The 24,646-nt window shown below is 37.0% G+C and carries 12 protein-coding genes; all 12 read left to right on the top strand.

The window, feature by feature from the left end; translation table 11 throughout:
* The first annotated feature begins 85 nt into the window (after positions 1–85).
* Complete coding sequence (locus tag ACWA1F_RS16225; protein ID WP_456895063.1) at positions 86–1,792, top strand: polysaccharide lyase; 1,707 nt, start codon at positions 86–88, stop codon at positions 1,790–1,792.
* Between the two features lie 293 nt (positions 1,793–2,085).
* Positions 2,086–5,166 carry a DUF6298 domain-containing protein gene (locus ACWA1F_RS16220; RefSeq protein ID WP_456895061.1) on the top strand — a complete coding sequence of 1,027 codons (3,081 nt, stop codon included), beginning with the start codon at positions 2,086–2,088 and terminating at the stop codon, positions 5,164–5,166.
* Between the two features lie 252 nt (positions 5,167–5,418).
* Positions 5,419–6,819, top strand: coding sequence for a glycoside hydrolase family 140 protein (locus tag ACWA1F_RS16215; RefSeq protein ID WP_456895059.1), 1,401 nt, complete (start codon positions 5,419–5,421; stop codon positions 6,817–6,819).
* A gap of 230 nt (positions 6,820–7,049) precedes the next feature.
* Positions 7,050–8,615: a glycoside hydrolase family 28 protein gene (locus ACWA1F_RS16210; protein WP_456895058.1), complete on the top strand. Its 1,566-nt coding sequence runs from the start codon at positions 7,050–7,052 to the stop codon at positions 8,613–8,615.
* Positions 8,616–8,693: 78 nt separating this feature from the next.
* A complete protein-coding gene (locus ACWA1F_RS16205) occupies positions 8,694–9,611 on the top strand; it encodes a glycoside hydrolase family 43 protein (RefSeq protein ID WP_456895056.1) in 918 nt (305 codons plus the stop codon).
* 227 nt (positions 9,612–9,838) lie between these two features.
* Positions 9,839–11,707, top strand: coding sequence for a six-hairpin glycosidase (locus ACWA1F_RS16200; RefSeq protein WP_456895054.1), 1,869 nt, complete (start codon positions 9,839–9,841; stop codon positions 11,705–11,707).
* Between the two features lie 214 nt (positions 11,708–11,921).
* Positions 11,922–14,696 (top strand): glycoside hydrolase family 78 protein, encoded by a 2,775-nt coding sequence (locus ACWA1F_RS16195; RefSeq protein ID WP_456895052.1) that lies wholly within the window; start codon positions 11,922–11,924, stop codon positions 14,694–14,696.
* Between the two features lie 135 nt (positions 14,697–14,831).
* Positions 14,832–16,247, top strand: a complete 1,416-nt coding sequence (locus ACWA1F_RS16190; protein ID WP_456895050.1) for an acetylxylan esterase — start codon at positions 14,832–14,834, stop codon at positions 16,245–16,247.
* 184 nt (positions 16,248–16,431) lie between these two features.
* Complete coding sequence (locus ACWA1F_RS16185) at positions 16,432–18,879, top strand: glycoside hydrolase family 95 protein (protein WP_456895048.1); 2,448 nt, start codon at positions 16,432–16,434, stop codon at positions 18,877–18,879.
* Between the two features lie 411 nt (positions 18,880–19,290).
* Positions 19,291–20,856, top strand: a complete 1,566-nt coding sequence (locus ACWA1F_RS16180) for an MGH1-like glycoside hydrolase domain-containing protein (RefSeq protein ID WP_456895046.1) — start codon at positions 19,291–19,293, stop codon at positions 20,854–20,856.
* Between the two features lie 98 nt (positions 20,857–20,954).
* The gene (locus ACWA1F_RS16175) at positions 20,955–21,578 is read left to right on the top strand and encodes a hypothetical protein (protein ID WP_456895044.1); all 624 of its coding nucleotides are present in this window, start codon (positions 20,955–20,957) and stop codon (positions 21,576–21,578) included.
* A gap of 267 nt (positions 21,579–21,845) precedes the next feature.
* A complete protein-coding gene (locus tag ACWA1F_RS16170; protein ID WP_456895042.1) occupies positions 21,846–24,596 on the top strand; it encodes an alpha-L-rhamnosidase in 2,751 nt (916 codons plus the stop codon).
* Positions 24,597–24,646 lie beyond the last annotated feature (50 nt).

Genomic DNA, 24,646 nt, shown 5'->3' with positions numbered 1-24,646 from the left:
TAACTAAAAACTAAGGACTAACCACTAGGGACTAATTACTAAAAAAAACTAAGGACTAACCAACTAACTACTAACGACTAAAAAAATGCAAAATATTTCTCCAAACCGTACTCTAAAAAAAGCATTATTTGCATTCTCATTTTGTTCACTTGTTTCTTCGACATACGCCCAATATCCCGTAATTCCAAAAGATGTTCAAGCAAAAGCAGACGCTGTTTTAGCTGACGAAGAAAAAAGACTAGCCGAAATTTGGAATGCTAATTATCATATTATTAAAGAAGAAGCTAAACAAGGAAAACCTTATTTGCCTTGGGCTTCTTATCCAAAAGATTTTGTACAAGCTGATATTCCTGCTTTCCCAGGTGCTGAAGGCGGAGGAGCTTATACACAAGGCGGACGTGGCGGAAAAATATTTGTAGTGACTAGTTTAGCGGATAGCGGAAAAGGAACTTTTCGTGAAGCCTGCGAAGCTGTTGGAGCGAGAACAATCGTTTTTAATGTTTCAGGAATAATTAAACTCGAAAAAAGAATCAGCATGCGTGCGCCTTATGTGACGATTGCAGGACAAACAGCTCCAGGTGACGGAATCTGTATTGCGGGAGAAACATTAGAAATTGACACACATGACGTTATTATCAGACACATGCGTTTTAGACGTGGTGCAACTGAGGTAACCAGAAGAGACGATGCTTTAGGTGGAAACCCAATGGGAAATATCATTATTGATCACTGTTCTGTAAGCTGGGGATTAGACGAAAATATTTCATTGTACAGACACCAGTTTGCTGCAAATGAAAAATCTAAATTAGAGAAACTACCAGCTTGTAATATCACGATTCAAAACACTATTTCGTCAGAAGGTTTAGATACTTATAATCACGCGTTTGGAAGTACAATCGGCGGATTAAATAGTACTTTTATGCGTAATCTTTGGGCCGACAACATTTCTAGAAATGCTTCTATCGGAATGTATGGCGACTTTAATTTTGTGAATAACGTAGTATTTAATTGGTGGAATCGTACGCTTGACGGAGGTGATTATCGTTCGATGTTAAATATCATCAACAATTATTTTAAACCAGGACCAATTACGCCAGTAAATGAGCCTATTTCGCATAGAATCGTAAAACCAGAATCAGGATATATTCAGCCAAAACAATACGGAAGAGCTTACGTTTCAGGTAACTTTATCGTAGGATCTCCAGAAGTTACGGCAGACAATTGGAATGGCGGAGTGCAATTGGAAAACCTTCCAGAAGCGGAAACCAAAGAATTTTTAGCAGCCATCAAACAGCCAAAACCTTTTTCAATGCCTTCATTTAAAATCATGAGTGCAGAAGAAGCGTATGATTTTGTTTTAACGAATGTGGGAGCGACAATCCCGAAAAGAGATGCTGTTGATGAAAGAGTTCTGAAACAAGTTCGCACTGGAAAAATCGAAGTGAAAGACGGTTTAGAAAATGCGATTGGAAAAGAATTTGTAAAAAGAAGACTTCCTGCCGATTCATACAAAAGAGGAATTATAACGCATCCAGATCAAGTTGGCGGATATCCAACTTACAAAGGAAAAGCGTACAAAGATTCGGATAACGACGGAATTCCAGATGCATGGGAGAAGAAATTTGGTTTAAATCCAAAAGACGCTTCAGATGCCAATAAAGATTCAAACGGAGACGGTTACACGAATATCGAAAAGTATTTCAACAACATCGATCCAAATCAAAAAGTAGACTGGACGAAATTGGAGAATAATACCGATACATTGGCTAAAGTAAAATCTTTGGTTCAATAGTTAAAAGTAATTTTTGCGAATAGAAACCTGAAAGGTTTTAAAACCTGTCAGGTTTAATAACATGAAGTAATAACGCACAGTTTGTCATTTCGACGAAGGAGAAATCTTCGTAAGTTGCTCGACAATCTAAATCAAACTTTGCGGAGCTTCTTGCGAAGATTTTTCCTTCGTCGAAATGACAAAACTGAGGAAATACTTAACTTTAGAAAATCTAAAAACAATTAAAAGTGAACTTCATTCATTTTAAAAATATAATTTCTTTCAAAAACACATTAGTAATAATGTGTTTTGCTATGTCAATAAGTACCACAGCCCAAACTGCTTTCCCAGATATTGTAAAGACGAAAGAAGGAAAACTGACCTTCACGACAGACAATCAAGGAAACCAAATTGTGGATTTTTCTTTTGCGGGCTATATGGCATCAGAAAAAGCAATTCCGAATCTGGAAAACAAGATTTTTGTTTCGAAGCAGGAAGAAGACGCGACGCAGAAAATCCAAAATGCGATTGATTATGTAAGCGGTTTAAAACCAGATAAAAATGGTTTTCGCGGAGCTGTTCTTTTAGACAAAGGAACTTTCAAAGTAAGCGGCACTTTATACATCAGAAAATCGGGAGTTGTCCTTCGCGGAAGCGGAAATACAGAAAACGGAACCGTACTTCTAGGAACAGGTTTAGAAAGGGAAGCATTGATTAGAATTTTGGGTGTAAACGATAAGGTGTATAAAGATACTTTCGAATTTAACAATGCTTACACACCGCTTGGAACACAGAAAATCCAATTAAAAAATACGTCAAAATTAAAAGTTGGTGACGAAATCGAAATCAGCAAACCTTTAACGGATAATTTCATTAAAGAACTAAACATGCAAGATTTCGGCGGAGAAACTTCATGGATTGGCTGGAAAAAAGGAGATTGGATTACAACTTGGAATCGTATTGTAACTAAAATCAACGGAAACGAAGTAACGGTAAACGCGCCAATAACCATGTCTTTAGACGACGTTTTCGGAACTTCAAAAGTTACCGTTTATTCATGGGCAGGAAGAATTGAACATATCGGCGTTGAAAACATGCTGATGAAATCAACTTTTAATCCTTCAAATGCAAAAGACGAAGAACATAGATGGCAGGCGGTAAGTATAGAAAACACTACAAATGCTTGGGTAAAACAAGTTAATTTCAAACACTTTGCAGGAGGTGCCGTTACGATTTTAAAAACAAGTCAGCAGATTACGGTAGAAGATTGCATCGCGACAGAACCCGTTTCTGAAATTGCTTCATTCAGAAGACATACTTTTTATACCGAAGGTCAGCAGACCCTTTTCCAGCGTTGTTATTCTGAATTTGGCTATCATGATTTTGCCGTGGGTGGATTTGGAACAACAGGTCCAAATGCTTTCGTTCAGTGCGAATCGCATCTTCCGTTTGATAACAGTGGTGCAATCGGAAGCTGGGCAACTGGAGTTTTATTTGACATTGCTAATATTGACGGAAAAGCACTAAGCTACAATAACAGAGAACAGGCAGGAAGAGGCGCAGGATGGACAGCAGCAAATTCTGTTATCTGGGAATCATCTGCTTCAAAAGTAGAATGTTATAGTCCGCCAACAGCACAAAACTGGGCTTTTGGAGTTTGGGGACAATTTGGAGGAAACGGACACTGGAAAGACGTAAACGGACATATCAGTCCAAGAAGTTTGTTCTACACACAATTAGAAAACAGATTAGGAAAACTGCCTTCACCGGCATTTATCTATGATTTAGGATCAGAACCTTCTTCAAGTCCAACAATCGAAGTAGCGCAGGAACTGACAAAAAACTCAGCAACAACAGCAAAAAGTTTGCAGGAATGGATTACAGAAGTTTCCAAACAAAATCCAATAGACACAAACAATTCCAAACTTAAAAATGCCAACGATTTAAAAGTTGCTTCAGAAAATAAAGCGAAAACATCAACTTCAAAAGTAATTGTTGAAAACGGTTTATTGACTTTTGAAGGAAAACTAATTGCAGGAAAAGAAACGAATGTAGCCTGGTGGAGAGGAGATCTTACGGATGATTTCGTAAAAAAATCGACACCGCATTTAACCCGTTTTGTACCCGGAAGAACAGGAAACGGACTGACAGATAAAGTTCAGGAAACGGTAGATTATTTGACAAAAAATAACATCGTTGCCTTAGAACACAATTACGGTTTATGGTATGAGCGCCGTATGGACGATCACGAACGCGTACGCCGATTTGATGCTGATGTTTGGCCTCCGTTTTACGAACAGCCTTTCGCGAGAAGCGGACAGGATTTGGCTTGGGATCATTTAAGTAAATACGATTTAACGAAATTCAACGATTGGTACTGGAACCGTTTAGCGCAGTTTGCAACATTGTCAGAACCAAACGGACAATTGTTAATCAATCAGCAATATTTTCAGCACAATATTTTAGAGGCTGGAGCGCATTGGGCAAGTTCGCCTTGGCGTTCGGCAAACAATATTAATAATTCAGGATTTCCAGAGCCGCCGCCGTACGCAGGAGACAAACGTATTTTTATGGCGGAACAGTTTTACGATATTACGAATGAGCAAAGAAGAAAATTGCACGAAGGTTTTATTAGAAAATCATTCGAAAACTTTCAAGAAAACAGCAACGTAATTCAGTTAACAAGTGCGGAATATACAGGTCCGCTTCACTTCATGGAATTCTGGATTGACCAGGCCCAAAAATGGAAAGACGAAACAGGTAAAAAAGGTTTAATCGGATTAAGCGCTACGAAAGACGTTCAGGATGCTATTCTGAATGATGCCAAAAGAAACAAAACGGTTGATGTAATCGACATCAGATATTGGTATTACAAAGAAGACGGTTCAGCTTACGCTCCACAAGGAGGCGTGAATTTAGCACCAAGACAGCACGCCAGAAAACTGAAAACCGGAAAAGAAACGGATAATCAGGTATATCGAGCCGTTAGAGAATACCGCGAAAAATATCCTGAAAAAGTAGTTTTATATTCAACAGACGGTTCATCAAGATTCGGTTGGCCAGCATTAATGGCAGGAGCTTCTTTGCCAAACATTCCAAAAATTGAACTGCCTCAGTTTTATACCGCTTTAAGCGAAATGAAACCAGCAGAAGGAAATACATTTTCGGACAATCTTTGGAAATTAGAAAATAAAGGGAAAAGCTATTTATTTTACCTGAAAAACGATCAGGATATCACAATCGATTTAGCAAACGAAAAAGGAACATTTGAAGTATTCGCAATCAATGCTTCAACAGGAAATACAACCAAAAAAGCCAATATTAGCGGAGGAAAACAAATCACAATTCCACAAGCCGAGATAAAAGAAAAAGTGCTTTTCGTAGTGAAGAAATAAAAAGTTTTGATAGCCACGAATTCACGAATTATTTTTAATCTGCATGGTTAAAAATATTTCACGCTCCCGATAGCTATCGGGATTAAAAAGATTAAAGCAGATCGTACAGTTTTTTTTTAAATAAAATCTGCGCAAATCAGCCAAAATCAGCAAAATCTGCGTGAAATAAAAAACACAAAGATTATAAAAGAAAAATTCGTGAATTCGTGGCTATCAAAACACCAAAAAACATAAATTCAAAAACAACCCAAAATGAATCTGAAAATTAAATCCTTATACGCCCTTTGCATTCCCTTTATGCTCACAGCACAAAGCGGATTCTCGCAAGCCAAAACAAAAGGCGCACTGCCTCAAATCAAAGTATCTAAAAATCAGCATTATTTTGTAACCGAAAACGAAAAACCATTTTTCTGGCTTGGTGATACAGGTTGGCTCGCATTCGGAAAACTGGACAGAGCAGGAGTGGAGAAATACTTCAAAGACAGAAAAGACAAAGGATTCAATGTAGTTCAGGTTATGGTTTTGCATAATATCAATGCCGTAAATGTTTATGGTGATCCAGCATTAATCAACGAAGACGTTTCAAAACCGTTGATTACGGCTGGAAATGATTTCAAAGATGCAAAACAGTATGACTACTGGGATCATGTAGATTACACGTTAGACGTAGCTCAGAAAAACGGAATTTACGTAGCCATGGTTCCGGTTTGGGGAACCAACGTTTCAAAAGGAAATAAAGTAAGCAAAGAACAGGCAACAGAATATGCTCAATTCTTGGCTAATAGATATAAAAACAGAACCAACGTAATCTGGTTAAATGGAGGAGATACGCACGGAAACGAATTTCAGGATATCTGGAATGCTATCGGAAGTACTTTAAAAACCAGTAATCCAGACCAGTTAGTGACTTTCCATCCATTTGGAAGAACCGATTCTTCAGAGAATTTTCATAATGTAAAATGGCTGGATTTCAATATGTTTCAGTCAGGACACAGAAGATACGATCAGGATTCTAGTAAAACGAATTTCAAAGAGGACAATTACAAATTCGTTCTTAGAGATTTCGATTTAAAACCTATAAAACCAACGCTTGACGGAGAACCTTCATATGAAAATATTCCACACGGACTCCACGATACATTACAGCCAAAATGGACCGCAAGCGACGTACGCCGTTACGGATATTGGTCGGTTCTGTCAGGCGGAGCAGGTTACACGTATGGACACAACGCGGTAATGCAAATGTTCAGAAAAGGCGATAAACCAGCTTACGGAAACAAAGAATTATGGACATCAGCAATCAATGCGCCAGGAGCCAAACAAATGGTTTACATTAAAAAGCTGATGGAAGAATTTCCATTTTTAGAAGGAACACCAGACGTTTCTTTAGTGGTTAACCAAGGAGAAAAATACGATTACATTCCAGCCATAAGAGGAGAAAAGTATGCATTATTATACACTTACAACGGAAGAATAATAGAAGTAAAACTAGGCAAAATTGCTGGAGATAAATTCGAAGCAACTTGGTACAATCCAAGAAACGGCAAGAAAACAATAATCGGAACATTTGATAATAAAGGAACTCAAAACTTCCAGCCAGCAGGAAATAAAGAAGATGGCAATGACTGGGTTTTGATTTTAACCTCAAAGTAACCATATAGATTGGTCATTGCGAGGAACGAAGCAACCTCACTACCATAAAAATGCAAAGTTTTATTTTGTAAATGTGGTTGCTTCGTTCCTCGCAATGACAAAAAATAAGAATAAAATATTTCACGCAGATTTTGCAGATTTTAGCTGATCTGCACAGATTAAATTTTAAAAATCTGCTCGATTTGCTTTAATCTTTTTAAATCTGCGTGAAACCAAAAAACAACAAAACAATGAAAAACATACTAATCATACTCTGCTTCATCACCAGCCTAACAACATTTGCACAAGATGGCTGGATAAACATCCTAAAAGAAGGCGGAAACAACAAAGGTCAAAAATGCACTCAAGCCATCCAAAACGCAATCGAAAAAGCATCTAAAAATGGCGGAGGAACCATCTTTTTTCCTGCCGGAGAATATTTGACAGGCGCTTTAACATTAAAAAGCAACATTACCATTCACTTAGATTCTGGAGCGGTTTTGAAGTTCTCAGAAAACTTTGATGACTACTTGCCTTACGTAGAAATGCGTTACGAAGGAATTGTCATGAAATCTTTCCAGCCTTTATTTTACGCAAAAGATCAGCAAAACATTACCATTACAGGAAGAGGCGTAATCGACGGACAAGGGAAAGCGTGGTGGAATGAAGTGTACCGAATCGAAACTGCCAAAGAACCTTTGCCTCCAACCAAATACCAAACCATGTGGGAAGAGCAAAACAAAGGCCTTTACACGGAACCGTATTACAAAAGAACGGTTGACAAGAAATTCTTCAGACCATCATTCTTTCAGGCTTACAACTGTAAAAACATTTTGATCGAAGGCGTTACTTTTCAAAATTCACCTTTCTGGACGATTAATCCAGAATTTTGCGATAACGTAACCGTAACTGGAATCTCTATTTTTAATCCGCATTCGCCAAATACAGACGGAATTAATCCTTCTTCTTGTACCAATGTACATATTTCAAACTGCCATATCAGCGTTGGAGACGATTGTATTACCATCAAATCGGGAAGAGACGGCGACGGACGTAAATATGGTAAAGCAACTGAAAATGTTACCATTACAAACTGTACCATGTTAAGCGGTCACGGTGGAGTGGTCATTGGAAGCGAAATGTCGGGCGGAATCAAAAAAATCACCATTTCAAATTGCGTTTTTGATGGAACCGATAGAGGAATCCGTATCAAATCGGCTCGCGGAAGAGGCGGAGTGGTAGAAGATATTCGTGTGAATAATATCGTCATGAAAAACATCAAAGAAGAAGCCATCGTATTGAGCCTTTTCTACGACAAAGGCACTACAGTTGAGCCAGTAACCGAGAAAACGCCAATTTTCAGAAACATTCACATGAGCAACATCACAGCTTCCAACGTAAACAAAGCAGGACAGATTTTAGGAATCACCGAAATGCCGATTCAAAACATTACTTTCTCCAACATCAACATGGACGGAAAAGAAGGTTTTACGGTAAACACCGCAACAGATGTTGAATTTCACGATGTAAAAGTAAACGCGACAATTGGTTCTTCTTTCAAAATTTCAGATTCAAAAAATGTTATTTTAGACAACGTTGGTTCGTCAACAGCGATAAAAGGAGTTCCGGTTATTAAACTAGACAACGTTTCAAATACATTGATCAACAACAATTTTCCATTCAATGAAACCGATATTTTTATCGAAGCCGATGGAAAAGAAACCAAAAATGTTTTCCTGAAAAACAATGTTTTGAATAATGTGAAAATAGCGATTAAAAAAGGCGCTTCTTTAGATAAAAAAGCAATTATAGAATAAATAACACAACACGAATTTCACAGATTTTCACCAATTAAATTTGTGCTAATTAGTGAAATCTGTGTTTAATTTAATAACATGAAAAAATTATTCATCATATTAACCCTTTCACTTTTCGCGGTTAGTTATTCGCAAAAAAAGAAAGAACTCTATCTTTTTACGTCGTTTAGAGAACCAGCGACAGAAGGTTTATATCTGGCGTACAGCGAAGACGGGTACAACTGGAAAGGCTTAGAAGGATCATTTCTAAAACCAGAAATCGGAGCCAGTAAAATCATGCGTGACCCGTCAATCACAAAAGGCGCAGACGGAACGTACCACATGGTTTGGACAACCGACTGGAAAGGCGGAAACGGTTTCGGTTACGCAAGTTCAAAAGACTTAATTCACTGGTCAGAACAACAATATATTCCCGTAATGAAAAACGAGCCGGATGTAGTAAACGTTTGGGCGCCAGAGATTTTTTATGATGATGTTAAAAAAGAATACATTATAATCTGGGCATCGACCATTCCGTTCCGATTTGAAAAAGGTGTGGAAGACGAGAAAAACAATCACAGAATGTATTATGTAACGACAAAAGATTTCAAAACCTTTTCAGATACCAAATTATATTACGATCCGGGTTTCAGTGTAATTGACTGTGTGATCGTTAAAAAAGCAAAAAAGGATTATGTTTTGGTTTTGAAAGACAATACAAGACCAATGCGAAACATAAAGGTAGCTTTCGGAAAATCGCCATTAGGTCCGTTTGAAAAAAGTTCAGAGCCTTTAACAGAATATTTATCAGAAGGTCCGACGGTAGTAAAAGTTGGCAAAAATTGGCTGTTGTATTATGACAATTACGGTTCCAAAAATTATAAAGCGTTAAGCACTTCAGATTTTGTTCATTTTGAAGATGTTTCATCCAAAATAAGTCTTCCGGAAGGACACAAACACGGAACGATTACGACAATTTCAAGCGAAGTTTTAAAAGGATTAATTGATAGGAAATAAAAGTTAATGCCACAGATTACACAGATTAGCACAGATTTTAAAAATCATTTTAATTCGTTTAATCTGTGGCAAAAAAATAAAAATCTCCAGAATCTGCTAAATCTGCGGGAGAAAATTTACTCTCGCAGATTTGGCAGATTGAGCAGATTTAAAATATTAAAATTTACGATCGCAAACCTGACAGGTTTTTAAAACCTGTCAGGTTTAATAACGATAAAAATAATACCATGAATACTTTCAAAAATATTAAAACCAACATCATCACCGCTTCTGCAATTCTTCTGACTTGCACAGGTGTAAATGCACAAAACGATACCGTGCGTTATGTTGGCAAAACACTTTCAAATGTAGATTACCATCACGGACAGTTAAGTCCAGCGGTTGGAGTTCACGCCACACAGATCATGCGTGCAAGCCGTGAACATCCCGAAAAAGCAGATGGATTCGGATGGACATACAACCACCAGCCGATGATGGCGTATTGGAATAATACTTTTTATCTGCATTATTTGAGCGACCCTTCAGGCGAACATATTCCGCCGAGCCAGACTTTATTAATGACTTCTAAAGATGGTCAAACTTGGACAAAACCAGAAGTAATTTTTCCTATTTACAGAATTCCAGACGGATGGAAAAAAGAAGGCGTTGAAGGTGTTGCCAAAAATCTCGATGCGATTATGCACCAAAGAATGGGCTTTTATACGTCAAAAGATAAACGCCTTTTTGCCTTGGCGTATTACGGAATCGCAATGGATGAAAAAGACGACCCAAATGACGGAAAAGGAATCGGTCGTGTGATTCGCGAAATTAAAAAAGACGGAAGTTTTGGCGAAATTTATTTCATCAGATACAATAAAACTTGGGACAAATCGAAATCGAAATTCCCTTTTTATACTAAATCAAAAGACAAAGGATTGATCAAAGCCTGTGAAGAAATTCTGTCTGAGCCATTAGTTTTACAGCAATGGGTAGAAGAAGCTGATCGTGATGATGAATTAATTCCGCTTCAAAAACCTTATAAAGCTTTCAGCTATTACCATTTACCAAACGGAAATGTAGTAGGTTTATGGAAACACGCTTTAACGTCAATCAGCCGTGACGGTGGAAAATCATGGGATTATATGCCGTTGCGTGCGCCTGGATTTGTAAACAGCAATGCTAAAATCTGGGGACAAAAAACATCTGACAATCGTTATGCGACACTTTACAATCCGTCAGAATACCGTTGGCCATTGGCAATTTCGACTAGTGATGACGGATTAAATTATAAAGATTTATTACTGGTTCACGGAGAAGTAAGTCCGATGCGATATGGCGGAAACTACAAATCAGCCGGTCCGCAATATGTTCGCGGAATCACTGAGAAAAACGGAACTCCGCCAGACGGAAAAATCTGGGTGGGTTACAGCGTAAACAAAGAAGATATTTGGGTAGCTTCGATTCCTGTTCCTGTGACTTCTGTGGTCACAAATGATGTAAACGATGTTTTCAATAATTTACCTGACGGAGAAGAATTGAAGTTCTGGAATACGTACGATCTTTCTTGGGCATCCACAAAAATCGAAAAGAAAGCTGACGGTAAAAAATGGCTGACTTTAAGAGATCAGGATTATTTTGATTATTCAAGAGCAGAACGTGTTATTCCATTTGCTTCAAAAATGGAGGCTGTTTTCACGGTTAAACCAGAGCAGAACAATCATGGTTTATTGCAGGTTGAATTCCAAAACAAACAAGGTCTGCCTTCAGTACGATTGACGTTTGATTCGGATGGTCAGATTAAAGTGAAAACTGGAGCGCGTTTCAATGGGATTGGAAAATATGAAGCCAACAAAACGTATAAAATAACGGTTAAATTAGATGCTAAAAACCGTTCGTATACGATAAAAGTAAACGATGAAAAAGAATCAACAAAGATATTCTACGCGCCAATAGACGGATTTGAAAGAATTATGTTCCGAACAGGAGAACAGAGATTTACACCAAATGCAGACACAGCGCCAGACACAGACGATTACGACGACCTGCCTCAAACCGGAAAATTAATCCCAGAAGCAGTTTTTAATATCGAATCTTTGATTACTAAAAAATTAAATTAGCCACGAATTCACTAATTATTTTTATCATCAGTGCGTAATTTATTTAACAATGATTAAAATATTTCACGAATAAATCAAATTAATATTTTGGTATAAATTCGAAAAATTAAACACAAAGAAAAATTAGAGAAAATTCGTGAATTCGTGGCGAAAAAAAAATCAGCTCAATCTGCAAAATCTGCGAGAAACAAAATTAGCAGACAAACAAGTAAAGATGAAAAATTTTAAAAACATAGTATTAGCGATTTGCCTTTTAGTAACCCTAGTTTCTAAAGGACAAATTCTTCCTGTACATCTTACCACAGAAATGGCTGAAAACCCTTTAGCAGTCGTTCAGAATCAGCCGAGATTCGGTTGGAAATTAGTTTCAAAAGAATCTGATGCTTCGCAAATTGCTTATTTGATTTTAGTAGCTTCTTCCGAAGAAAAATTAAATAATGACGATGGAGATATTTGGAATACTGGAAGAGTAAACTCAGATAAAAACCTGCGTATTGTTTACAACGGAAAACCATTAAAAAACGAAACCAAATATTTCTGGAAAGTCAAAGTTTGGAATCAGGAAGGAAAACTTTCTAAATGGAGCAAAACTGCTGCTTTTAGAACGGCACCTTTAGAATCAGAACTAAATCCCGTTTGGATTGGAGCGATTACCAAAGCAGACAGTCATTTGCCAGAAGGCCGAAACTTTCATAGTGCCACTTATAAAAGAGAAAAGAAAGATGCGATAATAAATGCTTCCGATTCTTTGTCAAGAAGAAGTATTATGCTTCGTAAACCTTTCGATGTAAAAAAAGAAATTAAAGAAGCAGTCGTTTATATTTCGGGTTTAGGACATTACGAATTGACGATCAACGGTAAAAAAGTTGGCAACAGTCAGTTTGCACCTTTATGGACAGATTACGATAAAACGGTGAATTACAATGTTTATGAATTAAGCGCCAAGCAACTTCAAAAAGGCGAAAATGTTATCGGCGTTTTATTAGGAAATGGAATGTACAATACACTGGCTGAACGATATACCAAATTTTTCGTGAGTTTTGGGCCGCCTACTTTATTCTTCAAAATGAAAATCAAATACAATGATAATTCAGAAGAAATCATAAAGTCAGATGAAACGTGGAAATACAGCAAAAGTCCGATTACGTATAACAGCATTTTTGGTGGAGAAGATTACAACGCCAATTTAGAGCAAAAAGGCTGGAATACCAAACATTTCAAAGATTCAGATTGGAAAAAAGTAGTGGTTCAAGAAGCTCCAAAAGGAGTTTTGAGACCTCAGACTACAACACCAATTACAATTCAGAAACAGTACGAAGTTAAAACAGCAAAAGAGCTGAAACCGAATTTCTTTGTTTTTGATATGGGACAAAATCTTTCTGGATTTCCAACTATAAAAGTAAAAGGAAAAAAAGGACAAACCGTTCGCGTTTGGGTTGGAGAAAGTTTAAACGAAGACGGGACGGTTGGACAAGGAAAATCGGGAAAACCGTATTATTATGACTATACTCTAAAAAGTAAAGATACCGAAGAATGGACGCCGAAATTTAGTTTTTACGGATTTCAATTTGTTCAGATTGAAAACATTAATTACAAAGAAACAAAAGATAAAAGTTTGCCGACTCTTGTGGATTTAAAATCGAATTTCATTTACAATTCAGCTGGAGAAGCAGGAAGTTTTGCATGTTCGAATGAGCTTTTTAATAAAACACATGAGATTATAAATTATGCTATAAAAAGTAATTTCCAGAGTGTTTTTACCGATTGTCCGCAACGCGAAAAATTAGGCTGGTTGGAAGAAATTCACTTAAACGGTCCAGGTTTGCTTTTCAATTATAATCTGCAAACTTTCGCTCCTGCTACGATGCAGAATATTTCAGATTCGCAAAGAGAAAACGGACTTATTCCGTCGATTGTGCCTGAATATATCATTTTTGGAGGCGATTTTACCGATTCTCCAGAATGGGGCGTAACAGGCGTGATTCTGCCTTGGATGTATTATGAATATTACGGCGATGCGTCTTTAATTGAAAAATATTATTCGGTTATGAAAAACTATGTCGATTATTTAGAATCAAAATCTAAAAATCACATTGTTTCGCACGGTTTGGGCGACTGGTACGATTACGGAGCGCATCCAGCAGGATATTCAAAAAACAGTCCGATTGCGCTTTCGGCGACTTCGCATTTTTATTACGGAGCAAGTTTGGTGGCTAAATCAGCTAAATTATTAGGTAAAACGGAAGATATCGAGAAATACGAAACATTAACTTCTGAAATAAAAACAGCTTTTAACAACGAATTTTTCAACTCAGGAACCAAACAATACGGAACGGGAAGCCAGTTTAGCAATGCCGTTCCAATTTTTATGAATATTGTAGAGCCACAATATAAAGAAGCGGTAATGCAAAACTTATTAGCAGACATTGCAGCAAAAGGAGATCGTTTAACAACGGGAGATGTTGGAAATCGTTATTTATTTCAAGCTTTAGCACAAAATGGCGAAAACGAAACGATGTTTAAAATGAACAATCATTACGATGCTCCGGGTTATGGTTTTCAGGTTAAATACGGTGTAACAACTTTAACGGAGCAATGGGATCCGAGAAAAGGAAATTCGTATAACCATTTTATGATGGGACAAATTGAAGAATGGTTTTACCAAAGTTTAGCCGGAATTAAATCGGATCCTGAAAAACCAGGATTCAAACATTTCTTCATTCAGCCAGAAGTTGTGGGCGACATGACTTTCGCGAAAGCGGACTATCAATCGGTTTATGGAAAAATTGTTTCTTCTTGGGAAAAGAAAGACGGAAAGTTTATTCTAAATGTTGAAATTCCGGTAAATACAACAGCGACAATAAAATTGCCAGTTCCTAAAAATTCAGAAATAAAAATTGATGATAAAAAGGTTAGAGCGGGTAATGATGGAATAAAACCAGTTTTAGAATTAGGTTCTGGAAAATATATAATTGAATGCACAATATAGAACGCAGATGACACAGATTTACTTCGTAAAGACGCGGATAAAAACGGATTTTTTATTTAGAAAGATGAAAAAATCCGCAAAAATCAGCGTCTTCGCGATAGCGAATCCGTATCATCCGCGTACAAACTCACAACAATGAAAAAAATAAAATACATCTTCTTAGTTTCCATTTTTGCTTTGACAATTGCCAAAGCACAGACTTCTGATACCAATTTTAGAAAACCAGTATCAGAAACTATAAAGAAAATTGAAACTTTATTTAATGTAACGATCAACGATGACAGAGGTTTATTGAAAGGAAAAGAACTTGACTACGCCGACTGGAGAATTGAACCGGGAAACCTGCCGTTGTCGCTGACTAATATTTTAGCACCGTTTGAATTGATGTATTTCAAACAACCTGACGGAACTTACATCATACGCAAGTATGAAAACCATAAAGTCTCTGTTGATAAAGGAAAAGAACGTTTGTTTTATTTAGAAAGCCTTTATTCGACTAAAGAACAATGGGAAAAACGCAAAATGGAGTTAAAAGCTTGTATGATTTCATCATTTGGTTTGGATAAGGCGCCCCCTACACCTAAGTCTAAGCCACTTTTAACTCCAAAGAGAATCTATAAAGACTACAGTGTCGAGAATATCGCACTGGAGATTTTGCCAGGTGTTTATGCAACGGGATCGATTTACAAACCGTATCCGTTGAACAAAAAAGCAGCTGTTATTATAACTCCAGACGGGCATTTCGGCGACGGAAGATATAGAAAAGACGAACAATACAGATGTGCAATGATGGCTAAAATGGGAGCTATTGTTGTGGGTTACGATTTATTTGCTTGGGGAGAATCGCTATTGCAGTTTCCAGAAGAAACGCACAGAAACAGTATTGCATCGACAGTTCAGTTATTGACAGGAATTCGCATGCTGGATTATTTAGCAACGGTTAAAAATGCTGATATGACAAGAGTCGGCGTTACAGGAGGTTCAGGCGGAGGATCGCATACGATGTTTTTAGCAGCGATTGATGATCGTGTAAAAGTTTCGGCTCCAGTGGTAATGGTTTCGTCTCACTTTTCTGGCGGATGTCCGTGCGAAAGCGGGCGCGGCATTCACTTATGTGGAAACGGAACAAACAACGCTGAAATCTCTGCTATGATGGCTCCAAAACCGCAATTGATCGTTTCAGATGGAAAAGATTGGACATTGGCAGTTCCAGAATTGGAATTTCCTTTTATTCAGCGAACTTATGATTTGTACGGTAAAAAAGATTTGGTAGAAAATGCTCATTTTGCAAAAGAAGGTCACGATTTCGGAATCTCGAAACGAATGGCATTGTATCCGTTTATGGCGAAATATTTAAATTTAGATTTGAATAAAGTGAAGAACGATAAAGGCGAAATCGACGAATCAACTTGTGTGATTGAACCAAAAGAAAAGTTGTTTGTTTTTGGAGACAAAGGAGAAAAACTGCCTGAAAATGCGCTGAAAGACATCAACAAATTATATGAAATGTTCGGAGAAAAAAATCTGAAAGTTTACGAGGTCAAAAAATAAAGAGAGATAGCCACGAATTCACGAATTTTTTATCTGCTGAATCTGCTAAATCTGCGAGAGTAAATATTTTTCCCGCAGATTTTGCAGATTAGGCAGATTAATTAGTTCGAAATAAATTTGAGAAATTAAGCTCAAAGTAGTATTAGAGCAAATTCGTGAATTCGTGGCAGAAAAAAACATAAGTATGAATCTAAAAATTAAATTAACGGCAATCTGTTTAGGGATTTTTTCCTTTGCATCAGCACAAAGCGATTTAAAATTATGGTACGATAAACCAGCTGCAATCTGGAACGAAGCCCTGCCATTAGGTAACGGACGTTTAGGCGCAATGGTCTTTGGCGATCCAGCTGTTGAGCGTTTACAATTGAATGAAGAAACCATTTGGGCTGGTTCTCCAAACAGTAATGCCCATTCTAAATCTATTGAAGCTTTGCCGATTGTCCGCAAACTAATATTTGAAGGAAAATTTGATGAAGCGCAAGATTTGGCTACAAAAGATATCATGTCGCAGACCAATGACGGAATGCCGTATCAGACTTTTGGGAGCGTTTATATTTCGTTTCCAGGGCATCAAAAATATTCCAATTACTACCGAGATCTAGATATTAGTAACGCTTCCGCGAAAGTGAAATACACCGTTAATGGAGTTGAATTTACACGCGAAATCATAACAGCATTTTCAGATCAAGTTATTGCAGTGAAGCTTTCTGCAAGCAAGCCGGGACAGATTACGTGCAATGTTTTCATGAACAGTCCGATTGATAAAACGGTTCCATCAACAGAAGAAAACCAGATTATACTTTCGGGCGTTGGAACCAATTTTGAAGGCGTAAAAGGAAAAGTAAAATTTCAGGGAAGATTAACGACTAAAAATAAAGGTGGTGAAATCGATGCTAGCAATGGAGTTTTAAGCATCAACAAAGCCGATGAAGTGACTTTGTACATTTCGATTGCAACGAATTTTAAAAACTATCAGGATATTTCGGGAGATGAAATTGCGAAGAGCAAAGATTATTTGGCTAAAGCCGAAATAAAAGATTTTGAAACCATAAAAAAGGCTCACACTGAATATTACCAAAAATTCTTCAATAGAGTTGCTTTAGATTTAGGTTCGAATGAAAACGCGAAGAAACCAACAAACGAAAGAATTAGAGATTTCTCCAAACAATTTGATCCGCAGTTGGCCGCATTATATTTCCAATTTGGACGTTATTTATTGATTTCGAGTTCACAGCCAGGTGGACAGCCAGCGAATTTGCAAGGAATTTGGAACGATATGGTAACTCCGCCTTGGGACAGTAAATACACGACCAACATTAATGCTGAAATGAATTACTGGCCGGCGCAGGTAACGAATTTGCAGGAAATGCACGAACCGTTTTTACAGATGGCAAAAGAATTAAGCGTAACTGGTGCAGAAACAGCCAAAATGATGTACAATGCCAGCGGATGGGTTTTACACCACAATACCGATATTTGGCGTGTAACCGCTCCAGTAGATTCAGCAGCTTCGGGAATGTGGCCGACAGGCGGCGCGTGGGTTTGTCAGGATTTATGGGAAAGATATTTGTACACGGGAGACAAAAAATACTTGGCAGAAATTTATCCGATTATGAAAGGTGCCGCCGATTTCTTTTTGGATTTCATGATTGTAGATCCAAACACGGGATATTTAGTTGTTGTGCCTTCAAGTTCGCCTGAAAACACACATGCAGGTGGAACTGGAAAATCGACGATTGCATCGGGAACGACAATGGATAATCAGTTGATATTTGATTTGTTTACGCATGTGATTGAAGCTTCGGCTTTGGTTTCGCCAGATGCTATTTATGCGAAAAAAGTAAGCGATGCCTTGGCAAAAATGCCTCCAATGAAAGTCGGAAAACATAGTCAGTTGCAGGAATGGCAGGACGATTGGGATAATCCGAAAGACAATCACAGACACGTTTCGCATTTGTACGGTTTGTATCCGAGTAATCAGATTTCGCCAATTAAAACACCTGAATTATTTGAAGCTGCAAAACAATCGCTGATTTACAGAACAGACGAATCTACAGGCTGGTCAATGGGATGGAAAGTGAATTTATGGGCGAGATTATTAGACGGAAATCATGCTTATAAACTGATTCAGGATCAATTGCATTTGGTAACGGCCGACCAAAGAAAAGGTGGCGGAACGTATCCGAATATGTTAGATGCGCATCAGCCATTTCAAATTGATGGGAATTTTGGCTGTACGGCCGGAATCGCAGAAATGTTGATGCAGAGCCAAGAAGATGCGATTCAGTTATTGCCAGCACTACCAACCGTTTGGAAAGACGGAAGCATAAAAAGTTTAGTGGCAAGAGGCGGTTTTGTAATCGACATGACTTGGAAAAATAACAAAGTTTCGACTTTAAAAATCTATTCGAAAATTGGTGGAAACTGTCGTTTAAAAGTAGAAAATACTTTGAAAGGGCCGTCAATAAAAAAAGCAAAAGGTAAAAATTCAAATGTTTTGTTTTATGATGTGGAAGTGAAGAAACCGATTATTTCGAATGAAGCAAAACTAGAAAAAGTAAAACTGCCGAATTACAATGTTTACGATGTGAATATGAAAGCAGGGCAAACATATACTTTTACGGGGTATTGATTTTTTTGAAACCATATAAGTTATATAAGGTAATTTAAGTTTTTCCTGCAAGTTTTTCGAAACCTTGTAGGTATAAATTTCAGGTTCATTTTGTCATTTCGACCTTAGGGAGAAATCGCACGCGTAACCACAAAGATTGTCGAAAATTGTTGCGGAATTTCTAGTGTGATTTCTCCTAACGTCGAAATGACAAAACCATGAGATTAATCTCTTGGAACGAATAAACACCTACAAGGTTTTGGAAACCTTGCAGGAGAATAAAGCTGTTGAAAAAACGTAAACGTCTCTCGCGTGAGTGATGGAAGTGGAGCTCTTTTTTGTGAGGCTTTTTAAGCCGAATAAAAAAAGCGGGAACGGACAGCACGGCCCGGAGGGACACGCCCAAAAAAATATTAAAATAATACAATTAAAATGTTACGAGATTTTAAATACAAAATAATAGCGCTTACAGTTTTAATAGCTTTAAACACAAGCTGTAAATCGAGTGTAAATCATTCTCAGAAAGGAAAATCTGCAGTTTTAAATTCGGCTGATTATAAACATTATGTTGATTATTTCAACACGATGGAAGACGAAAATTTAAAATTTGCGATTCCGAATGACAGTGCTTGGGCTTGGATGGAAAAGAACATTCCGTTGTTTGAATGTCCACAGCAGAATTTTGAGGAAATTTATTATTTCCGCTGGTGGAGTGTTCGTAAACATATTAAACAAACACCACAAGGATTTGCGATTACAGAGTTTTTGGTAGACCGTTCGTATGCCGATAAATACAATATGATTAGTTGTGCTTTGGGGCATCATATTAATGAATTCCGTTGGGTTCATGATCCGAAATATATTGAGCAGGATGTGAAAATTTGGTATAGAGGTAATGATGGAAAACCGATGAATAAATTGTATAAATTCAGCAGTTGGACAGCCGATGCTTTGTACAATCGTTATTTGGTGAATAAGGACGAAAAATTCTTGCTGGATTTGTATCCAGACATGGTTACTGATTATGCGGTTTGGGAAAAAGACCGTCAGCGAAAAGATGGTTTGTTTTGGCAGCATGATGTAAAAGACGGAATGGAAGAATCTTTAAGTGGCGGACGAAAAGTGCAAAATGCAAGACCTACAATTAACAGTTATATGTATGGAAACGCTCTAGCGATTTCTAAAATGGCTGAAATGAAAGGCGATAAAGAAGCGGAAGCAAAATTTAAAGCGAAAGCTGATGTTTTACAGCAATTAGTGGAAACCAAATTGTGGAATTCAAAGAGTGAATTCTTTGAGACTTTGACACAAAAAGATACTTTGGCACAGGTTAGAGAAGCAATCGGATTTATTCCTTGGTATTTTAATCTTCCTGAAAAAGGAAAAGGTTTTGAAAAAGCTTGGGAACAGGTAAAAGATGAAAAAGGGTTTTCGGCACCGTTTGGCTTGACGACAGCTGAAAGAAGAAGTCCGCGTTTTAGAACGCACGGAACTGGAACCTGTGAGTGGGACGGTGCGATTTGGCCTTTCGCAAGTTCGCAGACTTTGACTGCAATGGCAAATGTTTTGAATAATTATGATCAGAATTTTGTTGGAAAACCAGATTATTTCAAGCAAATGGAATTGTATGTTCAATCGCAGTATTACAGAGGAAAACCTTATCTTGGCGAGTATTTGGACGAAACGACTGGTTATTGGCTAATGGGCGACAGAGAAAGAAGCCGTTATTACAATCATTCGACTTTTAACGATTTGATGATTACGGGAATGGTTGGATTACGTCCAAGAGCTGATGAAAAGATTGAGGTGAATCCGTTGATTCCGCAGGAAAAATGGGATTGGTTTTGTCTGGATAATGTTTTGTATCACGGCAATATCATTACTATACTATGGGACAAAACTGGAGAAAAATATAAAAAAGGAAAAGGTTTTAGAATTTATAAAAACGGAAAAGAAATTGCGTTTTCTGAGAAATTGGAGAAAGTGATTTCGGAGTAATTTTTTGCTGAGATTTGGTTTCATGCAGATTCTGCAGATTTTTTTTGATTTTTAAATTCTAATTCTTAAAAAATATTCTAAACCTTATTTGAAATATTATGATTGAGAAGAAAGCGGTTTTTAGGCCTATACATAACTTAGATCAGTTAATAACTCTTGATGAATATTATGATCTTGAATATGAAGAATCTGAGGAAGCTATCAAAGACGTTCAGAAACTAGCTGTAAAAGATTTAGAAGCGGTAAAGCGTTTTTGTGAAAATAATCTTTATGCACAGCCAGATAAAGTTAGGTTTGTCTATTATGCTTTGAGTGAGGATGAAGATTTGGATAAATGGGCAGATTTTCTTTCGGATGAATTCAGCAGGGTTTATCAAATAGGATTGGACCAGAATCGCGTTAAAGAACTTTCTTCTGTTATCAATGAAATTTTAGTCGAAACTCTAGATACGTATCTTGCAGAAAGAGTTAGAGAAAAATTATTGAAAGGATTGGATCATAAAGATGTTGTCATTCGCTTAAATGCTTTAGAATTTTTAGAATATTGGATTGATGAATCCGTTTTGAAAAATAATCCATCTATAGTTTCTAAGTTGAGGCAAAAACTCAAGGACCCTGAGTGGAAAATGCGTTGTGAAACCAGTAAATTGTTAGAACGAAATAAAATTGCATTTGAAAGTTTGAGTACAATGGATAAATTGAGAAGGTTTATTAATCCATGATTTTTTAAAATATTACGTATAGTTTGTCATCCCGAGGAACGAGGGATCTCCACAAGAAGCTCTACAAAGATTATCGATTTTGATTGTGGAATTACAGTGCGTGTCCTTCGACTTCGCTCAGGATGACAAAAAATGAGAATAAAATTTACTCTCGCAGATTTGGTAGATATTGGAGATTTTTTTACCACGGATTACACAGATTAAAATAATTTTTATCTGCTCAATCTGAAAAATCTGCAAAATCTGCGGGAAACAATAAACAATACCATGAAAAAGTTTTTTTTACATCTTACAATAATCATTTCACTTTTCAGTATTTCGGCGAAAGCCCAAAACAAGATTGTGGTGAGTGATTTGAAATGCGAAATGCTGACAAATCCAGAAGGAATTGACGTTTTACAGCCAAGATTAAGCTGGAAGATAAAAGCAGACGTAAATGATGTAAAACAATTTGCATATCAAATTATTGCTTCTTCTAGTTTAGAAAAACTAAATGCAGGAAATGGCGATTTATGGAATAGCGGAAAAGTGCAAAGTGATGCTTCTATAAATGTGATTTATAATGGAAAAAAACTAAAAGACAGACAAGATGTTTACTGGAAATTAACCGTTTTTACCAATAAAGGAGAAATTCATTCTAAAGAAAATGCACATTTCAGTATTGGAATTTTGACTTATGCAGATTGGAAATCAACACGATGGATTGGATATGAAAAAACTTCTTCTGGAGATAGCATTTCGCAGTATTCTCGATTATCGGCACGTTATCTTCGAAAAGAAATCAATCTGAAAAAGAAAGTTAAAAATGCCAAAGTCTATATCATGGGAATGGGCTTATATGAATTGTATATTAACGGAAATAAAATTGGTGATCAGGTTTTAGCGCCTGTTCCGACGGATTATACAAAGAATATAAAATACAATGTTTTTGATGTGACTTCGCAACTTCAGGAAGGTAAAAATATGCTAGGGACGATTTTAGGAAACGGGCGTTTTTTTACGATGCGCCAAGATTATAAACCGTATAAAATTAAAACGTTTGGTTACCCGAAAATGGCCTTGCAGTTATTTGTAGAATATACTGATGGAAGTAAGGATGTTATTCGTACAGATGATACTTGGAAAATTACAACTGATGGACCGATTTTATCCAACAACGAATACGACGGAGAGGAGTACGACGCCCGCAAAGAAATGAAGGGTTGGAATACCATTAATTTTGATGATAAAAAATGGCTTTCAGCAGAATATGTTCAAGAACCAGGCGGATTTTACGAAGCACAGATGTCGGCAAATATGAAGGTGAAACGTGAAGTAAAACCGATTTCGATTAAGCAGACTCTAAAAGGAACTTATATCTTAGATATGGGGCAGAATATGGTGGGCTGGTTACAATTGAAAGTGAAAGGAAAAAGCGGAGATAAAATCACGATGAAGTTTGCAGAATCACTTCAGCCAGACGGTTCGTTATACATCGCCAATTTGCGTGATGCTAAAACAACTGACATTTATACTTTAAAAGGCGAAGGAGAAGAAATTTGGGAACCTCGTTTTATTTTCCACGGATTTCGATTTGTTGAAATTTCGGGTTTTACAACGAAACCAACTTTAGAAAATTTCGTTGGAAAAGTCGTTTATGACGATATCCAAACAACAGGAACTTTCGATTCTTCGAACCCAATTATGAATCAGATTTTTAAGAATGCGTGGTGGGGAATCAGCGGAAATTACAAAGGAATGCCAATTGATTGTCCGCAGAGAAACGAGCGTCAACCTTGGTTGGGAGACAGAACAACGGGCGCTTATGGCGAAAGCTTTTTATTTGATAATCAGACTTTGTATGCAAAATGGTTGGACGATATTAAGTATTCGCAAACTATAGATGGCGGACTCCCGGATGTGGCACCGGCTTTCTGGCGTTATTATGGAGACAACGTAACGTGGCCAGGAACGTATATCACGGTTGCTGATATGTTGTATCAACAATTTGGAGATGCAAAAGTGGTCGAAAAACAATATCCAAACATGAAAAAATGGATGGATTATATGGAAGAAAATTATCTGGTTGATGATATCATGACCAAAGATAAATATGGTGATTGGTGCGTTCCGCCAGAATCTTTAGAATTAATTCGTTCGAAAGATCCAATGCGTTTAACAGATGGCGAATTGATTTCTAGTGCGTTCTATTATCAGTTGTTGAATATCATGAAGAAATTTGCGGTGATTGCAAATGCTGAAAATGATATAAAACATTATGATGAATTAGCTTTAAGAATCAAAAAAGCATTCAATGCTAAATATTTGAACAGCGATAAAAACAGCTACGCGAATAATACCGTAACCGCCAATTTACTGCCTTTAACTTTCGGAATAGTGCCAGATGGACTACAAACTAAAATATTCGAAAATTTAGTACACCAAGTTGAAGTGGTTAAAAATGGTCATATTAGTACAGGTGTTATAGGAACGCAGTTTTTAATGCGAACATTAACCAATTTTGGACGAGGAGATTTGGCTTTCAAATTAGCATCCAACAAAACCTACCCAAGCTGGGGTTATATGGTTGAAAACGGTGCAACCACAATCTGGGAACTTTGGAACGGAAATACGGCAGACCCTGCTATGAATTCGCAAAATCACGTTATGCTTTTAGGCGATTTACTGATTTGGTATTACGAAAATATGGCGGGAATCAAAAGTAATCCTGAAACGCCAGGCTTCAAGCAAATTATTATGAAACCAGATTTCAATGCCGGATTAACGTATGTAAATGCTTCTTATGAATCTGTTTACGGAACTATAAAAAGCGACTGGAAAAAAGATAAAAAATCTTTGATTTGGAATATTACTATTCCAGCTAATACTTCTGCTATTGTGTATCTTCCAACTAGTGATATTTCTACTGTTTCGATTAATAAACAAAGGTTGGATAAGACTTTTAATTCTAAAATAGAAAACAATAATATTGTTTTGACTTTAGAATCAGGTTCGTATGTTTTTAATGTAAAAAGATAAATTTAAGAAGAATTTTCGTATTATTGCATCAGTAAGTTTAAAGCTGTAAT

The sequence above is a fragment of the Flavobacterium erigeronis genome, from assembly GCF_054075165.1.
Note: the sequence above shows the minus strand (reverse complement) of the source record. Positions and strands in the feature narration are given on the sequence as shown.